This is a genomic window from Vibrio gangliei, from assembly GCF_026001925.1.
Lineage (GTDB): Bacteria > Pseudomonadota > Gammaproteobacteria > Enterobacterales > Vibrionaceae > Vibrio > Vibrio gangliei.
On record NZ_AP021870.1, the window covers coordinates 517,498 to 535,927 of the forward strand.

General features: G+C 40.9%; 24 protein-coding genes. 7 read left to right on the forward strand and 17 right to left on the reverse strand.

Going from position 1 to position 18,430, the window contains the following annotated elements; all coding sequences use genetic code 11:
* The first annotated feature begins 151 nt into the window (after nt 1-151).
* Entirely contained in the window at nt 152-913 is a 762-nt protein-coding gene (locus tag Vgang_RS14395) for a DsbA family protein (protein WP_105901536.1), read from the forward strand.
* Between the two features lie 386 nt (nt 914-1,299).
* Here the strand turns inward: Vgang_RS14395 and maoP are convergent, their stop codons facing one another.
* On the reverse strand, nt 1,300-1,647 hold the full coding sequence (maoP, locus tag Vgang_RS14400; protein ID WP_105901537.1) for a DUF413 domain-containing protein: 348 nt from the start codon (nt 1,645-1,647) through the stop codon (nt 1,300-1,302).
* A 173-nt stretch (nt 1,648-1,820) separates the two neighbouring features.
* Between maoP and hdfR the strand changes: the two genes are divergently transcribed.
* Entirely contained in the window at nt 1,821-2,684 is an 864-nt protein-coding gene (gene hdfR / locus Vgang_RS14405) for an HTH-type transcriptional regulator HdfR (RefSeq protein WP_105901538.1), read from the forward strand.
* Nucleotides 2,685-2,785: 101 nt separating this feature from the next.
* Complete coding sequence (locus Vgang_RS14410) at nt 2,786-2,962, forward strand: hypothetical protein (protein ID WP_157946003.1); 177 nt, start codon at nt 2,786-2,788, stop codon at nt 2,960-2,962.
* An 83-nt stretch (nt 2,963-3,045) separates the two neighbouring features.
* Here the strand turns inward: Vgang_RS14410 and Vgang_RS14415 are convergent, their stop codons facing one another.
* The 8 genes from Vgang_RS14415 to Vgang_RS14450 form a co-directional block, all read right to left on the reverse strand.
* The gene (locus Vgang_RS14415) at nt 3,046-3,201 is read right to left on the reverse strand and encodes a YoaH family protein (RefSeq protein ID WP_105901539.1); all 156 of its coding nucleotides are present in this window, start codon (nt 3,199-3,201) and stop codon (nt 3,046-3,048) included.
* A gap of 14 nt (nt 3,202-3,215) precedes the next feature.
* The gene (locus Vgang_RS14420; RefSeq protein WP_105901540.1) at nt 3,216-4,076 is read right to left on the reverse strand and encodes a DUF2861 family protein; all 861 of its coding nucleotides are present in this window, start codon (nt 4,074-4,076) and stop codon (nt 3,216-3,218) included.
* 24 nt (nt 4,077-4,100) lie between these two features.
* Entirely contained in the window at nt 4,101-4,757 is a 657-nt protein-coding gene (locus tag Vgang_RS14425) for a response regulator transcription factor (RefSeq protein WP_105901541.1), read from the reverse strand.
* Nucleotides 4,732-6,147, reverse strand: a complete 1,416-nt coding sequence (gene vxrA / locus Vgang_RS14430; RefSeq protein WP_105901542.1) for a sensor histidine kinase VxrA — start codon at nt 6,145-6,147, stop codon at nt 4,732-4,734. The genes Vgang_RS14425 and vxrA overlap by 26 nt, the downstream gene beginning before the upstream one ends.
* A 244-nt stretch (nt 6,148-6,391) precedes the next feature.
* Nucleotides 6,392-7,777 carry a Re/Si-specific NAD(P)(+) transhydrogenase subunit beta gene (gene pntB, locus Vgang_RS14435; protein WP_105901543.1) on the reverse strand — a complete coding sequence of 462 codons (1,386 nt, stop codon included), beginning with the start codon at nt 7,775-7,777 and terminating at the stop codon, nt 6,392-6,394.
* A 9-nt stretch (nt 7,778-7,786) separates the two neighbouring features.
* The gene (pntA, locus tag Vgang_RS14440; protein ID WP_105901544.1) at nt 7,787-9,340 is read right to left on the reverse strand and encodes a Re/Si-specific NAD(P)(+) transhydrogenase subunit alpha; all 1,554 of its coding nucleotides are present in this window, start codon (nt 9,338-9,340) and stop codon (nt 7,787-7,789) included.
* A 327-nt stretch (nt 9,341-9,667) separates the two neighbouring features.
* Nucleotides 9,668-9,943, reverse strand: coding sequence for an HlyU family transcriptional regulator (locus tag Vgang_RS14445; RefSeq protein ID WP_105901545.1), 276 nt, complete (start codon nt 9,941-9,943; stop codon nt 9,668-9,670).
* A gap of 101 nt (nt 9,944-10,044) precedes the next feature.
* Nucleotides 10,045-11,028 carry a Solitary outer membrane autotransporter beta-barrel domain gene (locus Vgang_RS14450; protein ID WP_105901546.1) on the reverse strand — a complete coding sequence of 328 codons (984 nt, stop codon included), beginning with the start codon at nt 11,026-11,028 and terminating at the stop codon, nt 10,045-10,047.
* Nucleotides 11,029-11,144: 116 nt separating this feature from the next.
* Here Vgang_RS14450 and Vgang_RS14455 point away from each other — a divergent pair, with 116 nt between their 5' ends.
* Both Vgang_RS14455 and Vgang_RS14460 read left to right on the forward strand, forming a co-directional pair.
* Nucleotides 11,145-12,596 (forward strand): protein adenylyltransferase SelO, encoded by a 1,452-nt coding sequence (locus Vgang_RS14455; RefSeq protein ID WP_105901547.1) that lies wholly within the window; start codon nt 11,145-11,147, stop codon nt 12,594-12,596.
* Between the two features lie 118 nt (nt 12,597-12,714).
* Nucleotides 12,715-13,173, forward strand: coding sequence for a DUF3069 domain-containing protein (locus tag Vgang_RS14460; RefSeq protein WP_105901548.1), 459 nt, complete (start codon nt 12,715-12,717; stop codon nt 13,171-13,173).
* 88 nt (nt 13,174-13,261) lie between these two features.
* Here Vgang_RS14460 and Vgang_RS14465 read toward each other — a convergent pair whose 3' ends face one another.
* Together Vgang_RS14465 and Vgang_RS14470 are read right to left on the reverse strand one after the other, a co-directional pair.
* Nucleotides 13,262-13,657 (reverse strand): aldo/keto reductase, encoded by a 396-nt coding sequence (locus Vgang_RS14465; RefSeq protein ID WP_264923565.1) that lies wholly within the window; start codon nt 13,655-13,657, stop codon nt 13,262-13,264.
* Nucleotides 13,658-13,689: 32 nt separating this feature from the next.
* Nucleotides 13,690-13,881, reverse strand: a complete 192-nt coding sequence (locus Vgang_RS14470; RefSeq protein WP_264923566.1) for an aldo/keto reductase — start codon at nt 13,879-13,881, stop codon at nt 13,690-13,692.
* Between the two features lie 71 nt (nt 13,882-13,952).
* Here Vgang_RS14470 and Vgang_RS14475 point away from each other — a divergent pair, with 71 nt between their 5' ends.
* Together Vgang_RS14475 and Vgang_RS14480 are read left to right on the forward strand one after the other, a co-directional pair.
* On the forward strand, nt 13,953-14,192 hold the full coding sequence (locus Vgang_RS14475; protein ID WP_157946004.1) for a LysR substrate-binding domain-containing protein: 240 nt from the start codon (nt 13,953-13,955) through the stop codon (nt 14,190-14,192).
* Between the two features lie 17 nt (nt 14,193-14,209).
* Complete coding sequence (locus tag Vgang_RS14480; protein ID WP_105901550.1) at nt 14,210-14,521, forward strand: LysR substrate-binding domain-containing protein; 312 nt, start codon at nt 14,210-14,212, stop codon at nt 14,519-14,521.
* 303 nt (nt 14,522-14,824) lie between these two features.
* On the opposite strand, the gene Vgang_RS14485 is transcribed toward Vgang_RS14480, so the two are convergent.
* The 6 genes from Vgang_RS14485 to Vgang_RS14510 all read right to left on the reverse strand — a co-directional run bounded on the left by Vgang_RS14485 (nt 14,825) and on the right by Vgang_RS14510 (nt 18,353).
* Entirely contained in the window at nt 14,825-15,520 is a 696-nt protein-coding gene (locus Vgang_RS14485; RefSeq protein WP_105901551.1) for an aspartate/glutamate racemase family protein, read from the reverse strand.
* Nucleotides 15,521-15,540: 20 nt separating this feature from the next.
* Complete coding sequence (locus Vgang_RS14490) at nt 15,541-16,137, reverse strand: glutathione S-transferase family protein (RefSeq protein WP_105901552.1); 597 nt, start codon at nt 16,135-16,137, stop codon at nt 15,541-15,543.
* A 92-nt stretch (nt 16,138-16,229) separates the two neighbouring features.
* Nucleotides 16,230-16,958, reverse strand: a complete 729-nt coding sequence (locus Vgang_RS14495) for a class I SAM-dependent methyltransferase (RefSeq protein ID WP_105901553.1) — start codon at nt 16,956-16,958, stop codon at nt 16,230-16,232.
* Between the two features lie 38 nt (nt 16,959-16,996).
* Complete coding sequence (locus Vgang_RS14500) at nt 16,997-17,293, reverse strand: hypothetical protein (RefSeq protein ID WP_105901554.1); 297 nt, start codon at nt 17,291-17,293, stop codon at nt 16,997-16,999.
* Between the two features lie 142 nt (nt 17,294-17,435).
* Entirely contained in the window at nt 17,436-17,969 is a 534-nt protein-coding gene (mog, locus tag Vgang_RS14505; protein ID WP_105901555.1) for a molybdopterin adenylyltransferase, read from the reverse strand.
* 99 nt (nt 17,970-18,068) lie between these two features.
* Complete coding sequence (locus Vgang_RS14510; protein ID WP_105901556.1) at nt 18,069-18,353, reverse strand: DUF2218 domain-containing protein; 285 nt, start codon at nt 18,351-18,353, stop codon at nt 18,069-18,071.
* Nucleotides 18,354-18,430 lie beyond the last annotated feature (77 nt).

Sequence of the window (18,430 nt, forward strand, 5' to 3'; positions counted from 1 at the left end):
ACCTCTGAATTAAGAACCGTATTTCATCCTTGCTTTGGGGTTTCGACGAAAATCACTCGGTTCTACGGATCTGTTACAGAGATAATTTGATGGAACTTCTATTTCAATTAATTATCTTATTGCTTTAATAGAAAAATATACTGGGATTTTTATGAAAAAAACACTTTTAACCATTGCACTAAGTGCATCAGCAGGCCACGCCTTTGCGGGTGACAATGTCACGTTCACACTAGAGCAAGAGGCCCAAATTGGCGAAATTGCAGCCCAGTACCTAGTTGAGCACCCAGAGTTTTTAATCAAAGCAAGCCAGAAGCTCCAAGAAAAACAATTACAAGAACAAGCTAATGCTCAAAAAGCGGCAGTTATTGCGAATCAAAATGCATTACTAAATGATAAAGCAACACCCTATACCGGCCCTAAAGATGCCAAAGTTAATGTAATCGAATTTTTCGACTATCAATGTATATATTGCTATCGTATCTCTTCAACTATTGAGTCACTTCAAAAACAATACCCTAACGTTCGCTTTATTTTTAAGGAGACACCAATTTTTGGTAGCCGCTGGGAACCATCTAAATATGCAGCACAAATAGGTATAGAAACCTTTGCTCAAAAAGGCTCTAAAGGCTATGAGCAATATCATAATGGTGTATACGCATCAGGCTTGAACGAAGGAAAGTTAACGAAAGAAGTCGTTGAGTCACAAGCGAAAAAAGCCGGTGTCGATTTGAGTAAATTCAAACCGACAGAAAACTATCAACATAACCTACAACTATTCTCTCAGCTCGGGTTTAAAGGCACGCCAGCTTTAGTCGTCATGCCAACTCAAGGTGCTAATACTAACAATACATACGTCATTAACGGTGCCGATGTTGCTAGCCTAACTAATGCCATCAAAACGTTGTCTAAATAGCGCCCTATCTAGTTTTTTTTTATTTATAGCTACCACTCGGTGGCTATTTTTTCGAACTGATTATGTGACAGCGTAACCTACTTAAGAGCTTGCATATACAAATAAATAGCGCAAGACAACGCTGTAATAAAACTACACACCGAAATTTTTAGATAATTTAAGGCTGTCATTTCACTTCATTTTGTTGATAAGTTGTGTGTATCTTTTTTTTGCATTGCTTAACATTCAGCCCCTCCCACTCAACCACAGTATAAGTGATTGATTCCAGTTGCTTATATCTCAATGTTACATTTATCCAGTTTGTTACCGTGCCTTTCTTTTTAGATGATATTTTGAGCAAAAAAAAAGCCCGTCACTATGACGGGCTTCGGGTAATCCAAGAAATATTAATCTTCTAAAAGAAGATCATCTGAGTCGGAATCATCATCTTCATAAGATGAAGCACCAGATTTGACAGTACTGCATAATGTATAAGTTCGTTTTCTTTGCGTCTTGCTCAAATATTTTTTCCAACACTGGGCATATTTACTCACGATACCCTCTCCTCCTTCTTGAAAGGCGGCGATGAAGTTTGATTCATCTTCATCTTCAGGTGTGATTTTGCCTTCAAAAAGCGCCTGCATTGTCTTGCCGTAATTCTCAAGTACTTGTGCTTCGTTAATAGTAAATTCACCAGAACGGTTAAAACCGCGGGCGAAGTGTTTATTATCAAAAAACTTTCCTAGATTTCTCATGTTTCAACTCTTTCAATGTGTTACTTGTATTTCTGGGAAAATAGGTGTTTATTGTCTCTCTGTACAACAAAAGATTTTGTTTATTTTAATAAAAACTTTTTATCATTTTAGAGTATGATTACATTCATCTTAGTCAAAGAATGAAAACAATATCAACTCATTTGAGGTGAACTTTGGATACTGAACTATTAAGGACATTTTTGGAAGTTGGCAAGACTCGTCACTTTGGGCGTGCAGCGGAAAGTTTATACCTAACGCAGTCAGCAGTTAGCTTTCGTATCAGACAGTTAGAATCTCAACTGGGCAGCCCTCTATTCTCTCGACAACGTGGTAATGTTCATCTCACACCAGCCGGAGAACGCTTACTTCCTTATGCGGAATCTATTCTTCAGACTTGGGGCCGCGCTCGTCAAGATGTTTCTCTTAGCGAAAATTACATGGAACAAATTGCACTTGGTGCATCATCGAGTGTTTGGGAGCTAAGTGGCATTTCCGAGTGGATTAATGCCAGCCACCAAACTCTGCCTGAAATTGCTTTTCGTATGGAGTCTGTCAGCCGGCAAGACATCGTACGTGCTTTATTAGAAAAAAGCATCGATCTTGCAATTTTAGGCGATCCACCAAAGGTTGAAGGCTTTAAGCTAAAACAAGTGGCTAATTTTGAGTTTAAATTGATCGCGACTCAACCAGGTATCAGTTTTCGGGAGCTAGCGGCAATCCCACTTGCTTACCTAGATTGGAGTACTCGTTTTTCCATTGAGCACGCTCGAATCACCGAATTACAGCGCACACCTTTACTTCACGCTTCATCAAGTAACGTAGTCGTGAACTTCTTATCTCACAATACGGGAATGGCTTATCTACCTGAGCCAGTAGTTTCTCAACACATTGATTCTGGTAAGTTATTTTTAGTCGACGATGCCCCTGTTATGGAGCAATCACTTTACTTATGTTGGAATGAAGACAACGAAAAAATCGATAGTATTAATCAGTTAGCCTCTGTTCCTTTTGAGCTCAGTACCGCATCTGACGATTAAAAACTTTAATCCTTACATAAAAAAATCTTCGTTTTACTGTCACATTGTTATTACATAATCTTGGTCTTGTCTCATAACAATTAAGACGTTTGGATAGGAAAATGAGTAACTGGGATAAGTGGTTAAAGAATGATAACTCTCGTTTGTCTGGTAAAAAACACAGACGAGATTTCGATGATTATGATGGCGAGTTGATTGAAAAAAGCAAATCAAAACGCAAGTCTCATAGAGACAAACATCATCCACGATCTGAGGATTTTGAAGACCGTTTGTACTAATACCAAGATTGAGGGCTTAACTGCCCTCTTTTTGTAACGAATATGTTTAGTTATAGTGCTTTAGTGTAAGAAAACAAAAGCCTCTAGTCCGAGGCTTGTTCATTTTTTTCTTTTCGAATTTTCTCTGCCACAATTTTTATCGCTTCAGCAGTGCTGATGCCTTGTTGCATCAACTTTTGGATTTCTTCTACCGCTTCTTGCTGTTCAGCATGCGACAGAGTGGGTAAATCATCAAACATATTTTTCTCATTATCTAATCTGAAATATCATAAGCTTTATTTAATATTTGCTTATCTTCAATCGTTATTTCTCCTTGCCAGCGCTTGTGTGTAATAGATACACCCAATAGATACCGGCTTGAAGGTAATTTAGTTGCTGGAACCACGTTTGGATAATCAGACTCATAGCTTTGATTCCATACTTCTTTATAGGCACCATCGACATTGCCATATAAGGCAACATCCATAACAGGCAATGGACAAAATCGATTTAACAGCGCAGTCTTCTCAACAACCCATGAATCCTTTGAGCTCCAACGAACTGTTTGTCGATGATTAGGATGCGCCAGCAAAATCCAACTTTCCCACGCTTGGCCACCATCGGTCGTAATTTTGATCTTATACAGCCCACTTTCAAGCTGTGAATTCAAATCTACGCGTTGACTATATTCCCAAACACTATCATCACCGTTGGATATCGTGTTTGTGCTTGCCATCAATATATGATCAGGCCATTTAATAAACTCAAATTGAGTGAGTTCAGTTTCAGCTTGGGCATCTATTTTGAGGCGATAATTGACTCTACCAGGGCTTTGAATGACCTGTCGCTGTATTGACAACTTACTTAGCCAATCAGGCAGTTTTGTACTGTCAAATGAACGCCCGCAATCCTTATCCAAGGATTTGAGTAACAACTGATCAAGATGAGTTTTGATATGAGCTTCGGGTTCTTTTTGCCAAACCTGAACCATAGAATCAAAGCTTTGTCTTAATTGGCCTTCTAGTAGAAATTTATGTGCATTAGTCAAAGCTGTCTGTTCATAGAACCAATTGTTCGCCGCCCAAGAAGGAGCAGCGAACAGTGACGCGGTAACTAAAATAATTTTAAATTTCAAAAGTAATTAGCTCTCAGTACGTTATCAGGCTTTCATTTTGTAGCCGACACCACGCAGAGTTTCAATCTTGATCGTTGGAATTTTTTGTCTCAACTGCAAAATATGAGTATCTACTGTTCTCGTCGTTGGGAAATGATTATAGCCCCAAACGTGATCAAGTAACTCATCACGCGTAAATACACGCCCAAGATTGCTGGCTAAGAAAACCAACAGGTCAAACTCGGTACGAGTCATAACAATCACATCATCATGGTATTTCACTTCGCGTGTGGTTTTATCAATCGATATATCACCCACAATAATGCTATTTCCATCTTCTTCCGCATCTGGCGTACGTAGTTGCGCACGAATACGGGCGAATAATTCTGCTTCAGCAAATGGCTTAGTCAAATAATCATTTGCACCAGCATCTAGTCCCGAAACTTTATCTTTTACTGATACCAATGCAGTTAATAAAATGACTGGTACCGATTTGATATTTCTCCATTCATTTAAAAATGTTACCGAATCGCCATCAGGTAATTGTCGGTCGAGAATAACTAAGTCCGCTTTACCCCATACGGCTGCAACATCAGCTGCACGTTCAACATGCAAACACTCATAACCAGCTTGCTCTAGGCTCACAAGTAAACCATCAGCAAGATTGCGATCATCTTCAACGAGTAGCAGTGTCTGTTTCACAGGGAATCTCCAATTTAAATGTTGTCGGTGGGCCACTCAAACTCATTGTGCCACCCATTCGCGCCACCATTGATTCAACAATAGTTAAGCCAAGCCCTAATCCGCTTTTACTTACGAATGGTTTGCGCAATTTAGCCCAGTCCTTTTTAGTTAGTTGGCCTTGATCAATCACTTCAAGTACTAGCTTATTTGAATAAGTTGTTGCTTTTAACTTGACTGGATCAACACCATATTTACATGCATTCCTTACTAAATTATCGACACACGTCCCTAACCAGTAGATATTGACTTTGACAGCAAGATCTTGGTTAAGCTCAATATTAATATTGAACTCGCCTTGTGTGTAACGATATTCCAACCATTCATCGACGGATGGAATCCATTCCGTTGCCAATGTTTGAGTATCTGATTGGAGGTAATCTTTGCTCGCTTCCGCTAATTGTCTTAATCGTCTTGTATCTTCACATAGACGTCTAAATTCATCATATACACTATCAGGTAAATGTTCGAATTCTCTACGAAAACCTTCTACTGTCAGTGATAAACTTGCAATTGGTGTTCTTAATTCGTGAGTAAGAATTTGTAACACCAACATGCGGCTACGCAATTCTTTTCTTTTATTTAACCAGCGAGAATAGCCCCAAGCGAAAATAAGTATTACGTTTACAATACCCAGCGCTAAGATGCTATAGAATAATACATCTGAATTATTTTTAATGTCCCAGCATACATTGCCACTTTTGACATAACAATGCTCACTTTGAGCGGCAGGCGTTGCAAGCAATTCAACGCTAGTTAACTTATTATCTAATGTTTTTTGATCAAACACATAATATTGTGTCCCACGTCTAAGCCAAAACTCATTTCCCGCTATGATGGTTTCTGAACCAGAGATAAGCGCTGCAATCGAATCGTATGGCATGACTTGTAAACGACCGAGCAAGCTATCAGGATCTGCCATTGGGCGTTCTTTAATATGCATAAATGGCAATAGCTGCTTATATTGCTCTGGATGGCTTTCCGCGTAACGTGCTGCATATGTCCCACCGCCAGGATGGATAAGCCCCGAACGAATAAACCACTTGATTGGTAAATTTGTGCCTTTACACATAGCTCGTGAAAAGACTAATGGTTCCGTTACTGTAGGGCTTAATGGATACTTCCCTTTACAGGTCGTCGCTAAGGTATATAACCTTTGCATATCTTGCAGTGGATATTTGTCCGTTTGAGGAAGTAATGAGTCTGGTGATAAAAGGCTGGTTGGAAAATCAGTTTGAATAACACGGAGATCATAGGTTGCTATTGCTTTGGAATCTTCAAATGATTTTTTAAATTGATCGATACGCTCTGGCAATGTTGCAGCAGTCGCCGCACAAGCCACTAAGCTCATCGATAAGATAAAAAATCTTGTAAATTTCAAAGGTTAACCATCCTAGTCATTCTATTTATGCAGCGTATCATACTACATTTATTTCAACTTAAATCCCCTCTTCATGTCATTTTTAAGTCATTATTAACGTTTGTGTAACTTTTACGCAAAGCGATTTGTTAAATAAGTCACGCTTTTCCAAATGTCAAAAATAAAAAAAACCAGCCATAAACATGACTGGTTTTTATTATTCTAACACTACAAATTATAGTGCTTTTGCAATGGCATCCACACTGGCTTTAGCATCACCGAAAAGCATTTGTGTGTTTTCTTTAAAGAACAATGGGTTTTGTACACCAGCATAGCCGGTACTCATTGAACGTTTAAATACAATCACGTTTTTCGCATTCCAAACCTCCAATACAGGCATACCTGCAATTGGGCTATTTGGATCTTCTTGCGCAGCTGGGTTTACCGTGTCATTCGCACCAATAACCAGTACGGTATCAGTTTCAGAGAAATCATCATTGATCTCATCCATTTCTAATACGATGTCGTAAGGTACTTTTGCTTCTGCTAATAGTACGTTCATGTGACCTGGTAAACGACCTGCTACTGGGTGAATACCGAATCGAACTTCTACACCTTGGGCACGAAGTTTTTCTGTGATTTCGTAAACTGGATATTGAGCTTGTGCTACCGCCATACCGTATCCTGGAGTAATGATGACTGACTTAGAGTCTTTCAACATTTCTGCCACTTCTTCTGCGGTCGTTTCACGGTGCTCACCTTGTTCTTCATCAGAACTTGAAGCGCTCGTTGTGTCATTACCAAAGCCACCTGCAATAACACTAATGAAAGAACGGTTCATGGCTTTACACATAATGTAAGACAGAATCGCACCTGATGAACCAACTAAAGCACCTGTTACAATCAATAAGTCATTCGCTAGCATGAAACCTGCGGCCGCTGCTGCCCAACCTGAATAAGAGTTCAGCATAGAAACAACCACTGGCATATCTGCGCCACCAATCGAAGAAACTAAGTGATAACCAAATACTAGAGCGATAGCAGTCATGACTAATAGTGCTAGCATGCTGCCATCATTATTAACGAAATAAATCATCAATAATGTAGAAGCAACAATCGCCAGTAAATTCCACTTATGCTTATGTGGGATATTCATCGCAGATGATGACACTAAGCCACGCAACTTACAGAACGCCACAATAGAACCACTGAACGTTACTGCACCAATGAACACACCTAGGAATACTTCAACTAAGTGGATCACGTGTTCAGCATGGTTAAGTACTAATGTACCCATATCTAAGTAGCTGTTATAGCCAACTAGAACCGCAGCCATACCAACAAAGCTATGTAGAATAGCAACTAACTCAGGCATTTCAGTCATTTCTACTTTCTTAGCGTAGAAAATACCGATTGCACCACCGATCGCCATCGCAAGAATGATCCATACCAGACCGCTTGTTTCTGGTCCAAAGATCGTAGCTATCAACGCGATTGCCATACCAGCAATACCGTAGTAGTTACCCGCACGAGCTGAATCTTGCTTAGAAAGACCCGCAAGGCTCATGATAAAAAGAACAGCAGCAACAATGTATGCCGCTTGTACTAATCCTGCAGACATGTGTTACTCCTATTTCTTACGGAACATTTCAAGCATACGTTTGGTAACAGTAAAGCCGCCAAAAATGTTAATGCTTGCAATTAATACTGCGATGAAAGACAAGAATGAAACGACGCCATTACCTTGCCCAATTTGAAGTAATGCCCCAACAACGATGATGCCAGAAATCGCATTCGTTACTGACATTAACGGAGTATGTAATGAGTGTGATACGTTCCAAACCACGTAGTAGCCCACCACACAGGCAAGTACAAATACTGTAAAATGCGATAAGAATGCAGCAGGAGCCACACTCGCCACCCAAGCAAATGCACCAGCAGCAACAACCATACCGATAATTTTCTTCGTCGGTGATTTCGGTTCTTCCACTTTTGGCTCTTGTTTTACTTGCGCTTTTGGTGCTGCTTGAGGTTGAGCCGACACTTTAATTGGTGGCGCAGGCCAGGTGATTTCACCTTCTTTAACCACGGTAACACCACGCAAAACGACATCTTCAAAATCAATATTGATGTTGCCGTCTTTTTCTTTGCACAGGAGTTTTAGAAGGTTAACAAGGTTTGTACCGTACAACTGAGAAGATTGCGTGGGTAGACGACCAACCATATCCGTGTAGCCAATAACCGTCACACCATTTGGCGTTGTGATCACTTTATCGGCTTCTGTGTACGCACAGTTACCACCGTTTGCCGCAGCAAGATCAACAATCACACTGCCCGCTTTCATGCTATCCACCATTTCTTTGGTGATAAGCTTCGGTGCTGGGCGTCCTGGAATTAACGCAGTGGTAATAATGATATCAACATCTTTGGCTTGAGCCGCATACAACTCTTCTGCTTTTTTGTTGAATTCATCCGACATTTCTTTCGCGTAACCATCGCCAGCACCAGTATCTTCTTGGAAGTCTACTTCTAAGAATTCTGCGCCCATCGATTGAACTTGCTCTTTTACTTCCGGACGAACATCAAATGCACGAACAATCGCACCAAGGCTACCAGCAGCACCGATTGCAGCAAGACCCGCAACACCTGCACCCGCAACTAAAACTTTTGCTGGCGGCACTTTACCTGCAGCGGTAATTTGACCGGTAAAGAAACGGCCAAATTCATGCGCTGCCTCTACTACTGCACGGTAACCAGCAATGTTAGCCATTGAGCTTAATGCATCCAGCGACTGTGCACGAGAAATACGTGGGACAGAGTCCATCGCCATCACGTTGATATTTTTAGTCGCTAGTTTATTAAGAAGCTCTTCATTTTGTGCAGGCCAAATAAAGCTAACAAGGCTCGCACCATCTTGAATAAGGTCAAATTCATCAACACCTGTTTCGTCATTAATGCGAGGTGCATTAACTTTCAAAATCAGCTCTGATTTCCATACTTCTTCTGTATTGACAACTGAAGCGCCCGCGGCTTCGTAGGCGGCATCATCGAAACTGGCAAGAGCACCCGCTCCTGACTCAATTGCGACCGTAAAGCCTAGTTTTAAAAGCTGTTCTACCGTTTTCGGCGTGGCAGCAACTCGCGTTTCACCCGCAAGTATTTCTCTTGGTACACCAATCTGCATAGCTATTCCTTGAACATTGGCACAATAAATTCGTCGTTTACATCATGTCAGTTTGTTTCTGCAATGCATCATCATAAAGATCCACATCACAGAAATGAAACAAACCTGATAGTAACCGTAAGTTGTACGTAATAAAAAAACATTTTTGTATGACATATAACTCTAAGTAAGGTGATTCTCACCCTTATGACGTAAAAAAACAACACATTGAGAGTGAAAACAGGTCATACCTGATATGCATGAGATTCATTATTGATGAAATGATGCACAAATGACGTCATATACGCTGTATTTAGAAAAAATTCAGCCGTTTAAACATAAATCAAGTTAGAAGATCTTTCCTGATGATTGATCAATAAACATCTTAGATTTTGTGATCATCAGTTCACATGCATCACCTTGCGATGACACAACATCAGAACGGATAAAACGGTGAGATTGGATTTCGCCATCCACTTCTTTTGTAATTGTCCCTGCAATTCGGAACTGACCACCTTCTGAAATAGGATCGGGGTAAATCAAAAATCCATTATATTCCACTGGTTCTATTTCTTTTTTTGCGTCTGGCTTGCTACCGCCAAACAGTTTTGAAAAAAATCCCAAACTTATTCCCTCTTTGTCCAATTTGATAAATTCATATACTCAAGTGACTTCATTTATACCGACGTCTTACGAAGGTGCAAGTTTGGTAACCTTCTCACCCGTTACTCATTAAAGAATAAAACCAAACTTCCACCTTTTAATGCGCTGCCATAGTTCATATTAATTCCGATACCGACGTTATCGACATAGTCTCTCAAAATAGGCGGCGTTAGCAGCAAGCCGATAGAGAGTTCATAATAATTATCAGTACCAAGCGAGTTAACTGGATCCCCACTTAAATCAATACGTTTAAAACTGGTATAGGCTGATGGAATATAGCCAGACCAATTTACAAGATTGTAGTTAGCTTTTAATCCGTTAACCATATACCAACCTTTGGGATTACCAAATTCATACTCTCTATTTTGGTCCCATACTTTTCCGTAAAAATAGTTAAATGAAGAGGTGTATTTCCAATAGCCCCACTTACGGTACAACTCATAGTTGAGTTCAATATTGGGTTCTGCGACGTAAGCTCGACTTGAAACATTATATACGTAACCATCGAGTTGCGGTTGAAGCGTTTGGCTTTCAGCACTGTTATAGCTGTGATCATTTTTGAAATACATCAAATGGTTCCCAAGACCATATTTAATGTTCCAGGTATCCGTAATATTCCAAATCAGCCGATATTGGAAAAAGGCATCAAAAACTTCATTCTCATCATTGTCAGGCGGCAAGTCAGGGCGGTCATCAAGGCTGATTTCATTTTCAAAGTAAACATACCCACCACGAACGGCAAATTCATGCTGAAAATAGGGACTGGGGCTATCCACCACCCAAGAGTAAGGCAATGTAGTCACAGATACCCTATTGCGTAAATCTAATGAGGCATCATCCCCCATATCACCATCTTCGAATAAGTGAAATGAGTTAGGATTAAAATCTTGGATACCAAAAGTAATCGCATCGCTGTCAGTTAATACAATCGCGGTTGAAAAACTTTCTTGCGCTCGAGATGGCGCTTTTTTAGCAGCCATAGCCGCCGGAATGGATGATAAGAGAAGCACAGTAACGGCAAGATTTGTCGTTATCGGAGATGCCATTTATTTCCCTCTATTCGCTTTATAATTTGTCCCCAACCAGTAGCCTTAATATTGGTCGGTATTTGCGTGCCTGTAAGTATGCTAATTTATAACATTAAAAGAAAGAGGCTTTCATTATGTCATCATGGTCGAGCGCACAGTTTAGTTATCATTTTCATGGTTTATCCGCTGGGTTTTATCAAGCGGTATCCCCCACGTCTTTAGACCAGCCACATTGGGTACATTGGAATAGTGAATTAGCACAAGCGTTATCTCTACCAAGTGATCCTGAAACTGACTTATTAACCGCCTTCTCAGGTCAGTCGCAACCTGATGTATTTCGCCCAATAGCCATGAAGTATGCCGGTCATCAATTTGGGTATTACAACCCTGACCTTGGGGATGGCCGAGGATTACTGTTAGCTGAAATTCACTCCAAACAAGGGTTGCGCTATGACATTCATATTAAAGGCGCAGGGCTTACCCCTTTTTCTCGACAAGGCGATGGCCGTGCGGTGCTGCGTTCCAGTATTCGCGAATATTTATGCTCTGAAGCGCTATTCCATTTAGGTATTCCCACCACTCGCGCTTTAGGTTTAATTAACAGCACCACGCCGGTATATCGTGAAAAAACAGAAACCGGTGCTATTTGTATTCGCTTGGCAGAGAGCCACATTCGCTTTGGTCATTTTGAACATTGCTTTTATACCGGCCAACATGAACAACTCCAAGAGCTACTCGATTACACTTTGCTCAATCACTATCCTGATTGCCAAAATCAAGAAAAGCCTTACGTGGCGATGTTAGAACAGGTTGTCATTCGTACTGCGCAGCTATTTGCTAAGTGGAATGCATTTGGCTTCGCTCATGGTGTACTCAATACCGATAATATGTCGATATTGGGTCAAACCTTCGACTTTGGACCCTTTGGCTTCCTCGATAATTACAACCCGAGTTTTATCTGTAACCACTCTGATTACCAAGGCCGCTACTCATTTGCAAACCAGCCTAATATTGGATTGTGGAATTTAACCGCTCTCGCCCACGCCTTATCCCCTTATATAGAAAGAGCCGATCTTGATGCGGCTTTAAGTTTGTATGAGCCTGAGTTAAACCAAGAATTTAGCCGCTTAATGCGTCAAAAAACCGGGTTAATCAGCCATCATGAAAATGATTCGGTATTATTTGGTGAAATGTTCAGCTTATTGGCCAAAAATAAAGTCGATTACACCCGCTTTTTCAGACAACTTTCCATGCTCGATAAGCAAGGAATACAACCAGTTATTGATTTAATTCTCGACCGGGAAGCGGCGCAGGAATGGCTAGACAAATACCTACAGCGACTCACTTTAGAAACAGAATCGGATGAACAACGCTGCCAGGCAATGCGTCGCTGCAATCCTAAGTACATTTTGCGTAATCATCTTGCTCAAATTGCCATAGATAAGGCAGAGAATGGCGATTACACAGAAGTAGAAAGATTATTTTCTTTACTACAAACCCCCTATGATGAGCAGCCAGAGTTGGATCATTATGCCAATTTGCCGCCTTCTTGGGCACATGAGCTTGAGATCAGTTGCTCTTCATAAAAAGCTTATCCATAATGCAGGCTGTATTACACCAATATGTAATGCTTTTGCATAATTTGTACATTGACCAAAACAATATTACAAAATAGTGTGCCCGAATTAATTGAGGTTTCCTTATATGTCAGAACAACTAGAAACAAATGCAGTAGAAGAAGAATCAATGGAAGCGGTTGATTTAAGCACATATTCACCAGAACTGCGTCACTTGATCGAATTTGAACAAGTGCCTGAGCAAGCCATTCCAATGGTCACTTCCATTCACGACGTGTCGGAAGAAGCCGTACGTGATGTATGGGATGAATTACCGGCCAGTGCGCAAAATATTCTGGATAACTTTGAACAGTTCCATGCGTTGATTTCTGTCGGTCAAACTTTCGCAGCTATTGATTTCATGCAAGAGTTTGAAACCCTTCAAATGCCAGCCGGCATGGATGAAGAAGCCCAACAGGAATACCGTGCAAGCCTATTAGATAAAGTGCTACAGAACTGCATTAAAGATATGATCAAGCAGCTGAAAAAAGCACGCCGTGACCCTATCTTAAAACGTGACTTCATGGAAATTTTTGCTGAAAAGTAATCCGTGGATTAAATTAGATACAGCAATGCCGCGTTTTGATAACCACCAGAACGCGGCATTTTTATTCCAATTAGTTTAAATGATTGAATTAATCGTGGATCTTCATGCCTAAACAACCGCGCACAAACTCAGGGTTAAAGTGTTTCACCGCTTCACCAACATAACCCAGATCCAATGAACCAATTTGCGCCATTTCTTCATCGTTCAAATTGAAATCCCAAATCGCGAAGTTTTCTTCAATACGATGTTTATGAATCGATTTTGGAATGACCGTTACGCCACGTTGAACGTTCCAGCGTAAAATCACTTGCGCAATCGTCTTACCATGAGCAGCCGCAATGTTTTGCAGCATTTCATTTTCAAACGGGTTGTAACGACCACCGCCTAAAGGGGCCCACGCTTCGGGTTGTACATTATAATACTTCATGGTTTCCAAGGCGTCTGGCTGTGCAAAATAAGGATGTAACTCAACCTGATTCACCATAGGTTTGATCTTCACTGTTTCACAGAAGTTGGTTAATACATGCGCATAGAAGTTGATACACCAATTGCTTTCAATTTACCCTTTTCGTAAGCAGCTTCCAATGCACGCCAAGCGCTGAAATAGTCGCCCATTGCCTGATGAAGCAGATAAAGATCCAAATACTCTAAGCCCATCTTCTCCAATGAGGCATCAATCGCCGCAGACGCCATTTCGGTATTGGCCATGTCCTGAATCCATAACTTTGACGTGATGAATAATTCTTCACGCGTACACAGACCATGCTACTCAAACTGTTTTGTGGCCAAAACTCAAAGAATTTGCCAAGAAGTACCCTCAAATTGAAATCGAAATCAATATAGAAAATCGCTTAACGGATGTGGTCAATGAACGATTTGATGCTGGTGTCAGAACGGGCGATCAAATCGCAAAAGACATGATTGCCGTACGTATTTCACCAGATATCCGATTTCTTGTGGTTTGTTCTAAAGAGTATTTACTCGGAAAATCACACCACAAAAACCTCAAGATCTCCTAGAACACCAGTGCATCAATATGAGGCTAAATGCCAGTGGAACCATTTACGCGTGGGAATTAGAAAATGAAACCGAACAACTTCGACTGAAAGTAAATGGACAGTTTGCTTTTAATTCGTCGACTCAGATTTTACAAGCAGCTCTAGCTGGGTTTGGCTTCGCTTATTTACCTGAAGATCTACTGCAAGATCAACTGAACAGTGGTGAGTTAGTGGCCGTTTTGAAGGATTGGTGTCCGCCAAGTCCGGGGCTGTATTTGTATTACCCGAACCGACGACAACACCGTATGGCCTTTCAATTATTGCTCGATGAACTGAAATATGAGGCTTAAATACTAGGGCCTGTTGACCTTTCGTGGTTAAATTTTGTTCGAGATAAAAGCATTTTAGGTAAGGCAAGTCGATTGTAGCCTAGTTATTCTAAGTAAATGAGACTTAACGAAGCATAAAATGCTTTTAGCCGAACCCTTCGGGCAGCGTTTGTTGGTCATTTGCACTGCGTTATCGGCTCCTCGTGTAGACTAGCTACACCACTGACCCTCTGCCTTGTTCAAATACCCAACAATTCGCTGCAAAAATCATCACGAAAGATCAACAGGCCTTAGGATCTGTTAACCCTATCCGTAAAGACAACATTACTCGGATAGTACCATGCGAACCGCTTCCGCTGCGTGAATTTCCGTAGTGTCATACAAGGATATTGTTGTATGTCGCTGCTCAACCAATAATGCAATCTCTGTACAGCCAAGTATGACTGCCTCTGCCCCTTCTTGATGCAGTTTATCGATGATGCGCAAATATTGATTACGTGACTTTTCTTCAATTTTGCCTAAACAAAGCTCAGAGTAAATCACTTGATGGACGATCGATTGATCTTCAGCATTCGGCACAATGACATCTACGCCAAAATTATCAATGAGACGTTGCTTATAAAACGGTTGTTCCATGGTGAATTGGGTACCCAGTAACCCAACACGTTTTATACCATCGGCCTGTAATTGCTTCGCGGTCGCATCGGCGATGTGCACAATTGGAATAGAAATACCGGACTGAATCTCATCGGCTACTTTGTGCATAGTGTTAGTACAAATCAATAAGAAGTCCGCACCACCCGCTTCCACCGATTGGGCTGCTTGACTCAGTATTTTTACGGTTTGATCCCATTGCCCAAGATTCTGCAGCTTTTCAATTTCATCAAAATCGACACTGTATAGACACAGCTTGGATGAATGCAAACCACCTAAAGCCTGCTTAATGCCTTGATTGATGGCTTTATAATAATTAAGTGTAGACTCCCAACTCATGCCACCGAGCAACCCAATCGTTTTCATTTCTTATCTTTTTTTGATGCTTAGATCATTTCAACATAACCATCATGCTCGCAAATACGTTGACACCAAGCTTGAATCGCAGGGTATTGAGACAAATCGAACCCACCTTCATGTGCAACATGAGTGTATCCATACAAGGCAATATCAGCGATGGTCAGCGTCTCTCCCACCAAATAATCAGACTCTCGTAATGCTTGCTCCATGATGGTTAGCGCTTTATGACCACCAGGTTGAAGCGAATGATATTCGTCCAGTCGTTCTGCAGGCATGCCTTGATATTTTTGAATAAACCGAGCCACGGCGATAAAAGGCTCATGACTATATTGTTCAAAGAAAAGCCATTGATAGGCTTTCGCTTTTAAGAAACGATCTTGGGGGATCAAATCCGTACCATCGGCGAAATAGCCAATAATGGCATTCGATTCAGAGAGAACCCGACCATCATCAAGCAGCACCGTTGGCACTTTGCCATTGGGATTTATCGCCAAAAACGTTGGGGTTTTCGCCTCACCTTTTAAAATATCCACATGCTGCCATTCATGTTCAATCCCTAACAGCGACAGCACTAATTTCACCTTGTAGCAATTACCCGACAATGTATCTCCGTATACTTTCATCCTTGCATTCCTTCCATAAAATCACTTTGTATTGACAGCGAGACGACTATCGACTCAGTATTGTTTATCACCTCAGTATTTTTATCGCGTCGCTATTTTTTCATCGCTTCGATGATTAACATCATCGGGCGACGTAACTCATCATGCCACCCCATTTCTTCTACTAATTTATCTGATGGTTTAGGCTCTACAACCGCTTGAATGTCAAAGCCTGAATCTAACAATAAAGTGATATGGCTTTCCATCGTACGGTGATATTTGACGACTTCACTGCCTAAAAATGAGGTTTTGCGTAACCCTTCATGAAAATAATTATCCAGTGGCCAATGCTGAATTTGACCGTCTTGATAATGCCAATCTTGTGAAGCGTTGGAGGTGAAAATCGGATGTTCTACCGAATAACACAATACGCCACCTGTTTTTAATAACTCAGCTGACTTACGAAATACCGAGGCTAAGTCTTCCACATAATGCAAAGCAAGAGAGCTAAAAATGACGTCTAGCGATCCGGGTTCTGCTGTAAAATCCTCAATGGCACACTGTTGATATTCGACATTGTTTGCTGTAGTCAGTGCTTTTGCTTTGGCTAGCATTTTCTCTGATAGATCGATACCGATCACTTGCGTCGCACCTTGTTCGGCAGCAAATTGGCAATGCCAACCATAACCACACCCTAAATCTAAGATCGTTTTCTCTTTTAATTCAGGTAGGTGTGAACGAAACACTTCCCACTCACCGGCCGATGCCAACCCATCTGTTGAGCGAGGCATCTGGGCATAAGCATCGAAAAAATCAGGATCATCGTATTTATTTTGTTTCATATCATTTACTCATAATTTATCTGCAACGACTTAAATTCTTAATGAATCATTGCTGCCATTAACGCTAATACACCAACCGAAATCGCCTTTGTCGTGACGATCACCCAAAGGCAATCTTTAAAATCGGCATTCGCAACCGTCTTAAGTAAATAAAACCAGACAATCAGGCCAAGTATCCAACCGATTGTCGGTATTAAAGAAACCAACGCCACCAGCAAAGTAATCACGAGTAACGAGGTAAAATCTATGGTTAAAAAAGACAGACGAGATGCGATATACATACAGCAAGCTGTCACTAACCCATCGACAATAAAAGCTAATGCTTCTAACCCCATGATTGACTCTCTTAGTGTTCGTGTTCCAATACCTTAACGCTAAAAATAAAAAACACCAGCACGGCATGATGCACTACTGGCGTTAATGTTATTGGTTTTACTAAGTGTATTACTCTTTAAGGAGCAACAAACTGTACTGTTTTTATTTTGCCTTAGGACGAAATGGTTTAATCACACTTTCATCACATTCCAGGAATGGCCCTTCCATCAAATCAATGCAGTAAGGAATCGCGGGAAAAACAGCATCTAAACATTCACGAATTGATTTTGGTTTACCCGGTAAGTTAACAATTAAGCTACTACCACGTAGTCCTGCGGTTTGACGCGATAAAATAGCGGTTGGAACAAACTTCAGCGACTCAGCACGCATTAACTCGCCAAAACCCGGCATCATGCGATCACATACCGCTTCTGTGGCTTCAGGTGTGACATCACGTTTAGCAGGGCCCGTACCTCCCGTAGTAACAACCAGGCTACAGCCGTCTTCGTCCACCATTTTTTTCAGCATAGCTTCGATTTGATCTTGTTCATCTGGAATAATTTGGTAAACCGGTTCCCATTCAGAAATCAGATACTCATTTAAAGTATCGATGATCGCTTGCCCGGAAAGATCCTCATACACCCCTTGGCTCGCACGATCGCTGACAGTCACAATACCGATTTTAGCTTTACTCATTCCAACAAACCTCTTTTATCTAAAAATCAATTTCTAGGCGCTAAGATACCTGTTCACTCATTAAATGAACATAGTTACCGCTGAATTTGATGAAAGGCATCATGGTAACTGCTGCCATTCTAAAGTTAAATTTTCACGATGAGTAAATTGATAAAAATGACTCTCTAATACTGCTTGTACCTTTGCAAGTTTTTCAGCAGTCTCCCCTTCACAACGAAGTTGCAGATGATGAGTTGTCACCGCTAAATACCCCATTCCAGTTGGAAAATATACACACGCTTCATTTTCACTCCAACTCACTTCCACCTTACGTTGAAAGTGTCTTGCCATTACCGTTTGATATTTTTCCGCTTTGGTTGTCTCAACCGTTGCCACCAGCTTCATAGTTCTTTTCTCTGTTATTATGATAAATAAAGAGGTAACGAAATCTCTCGTTACCTCTTGGCTTTCAATTTATTACC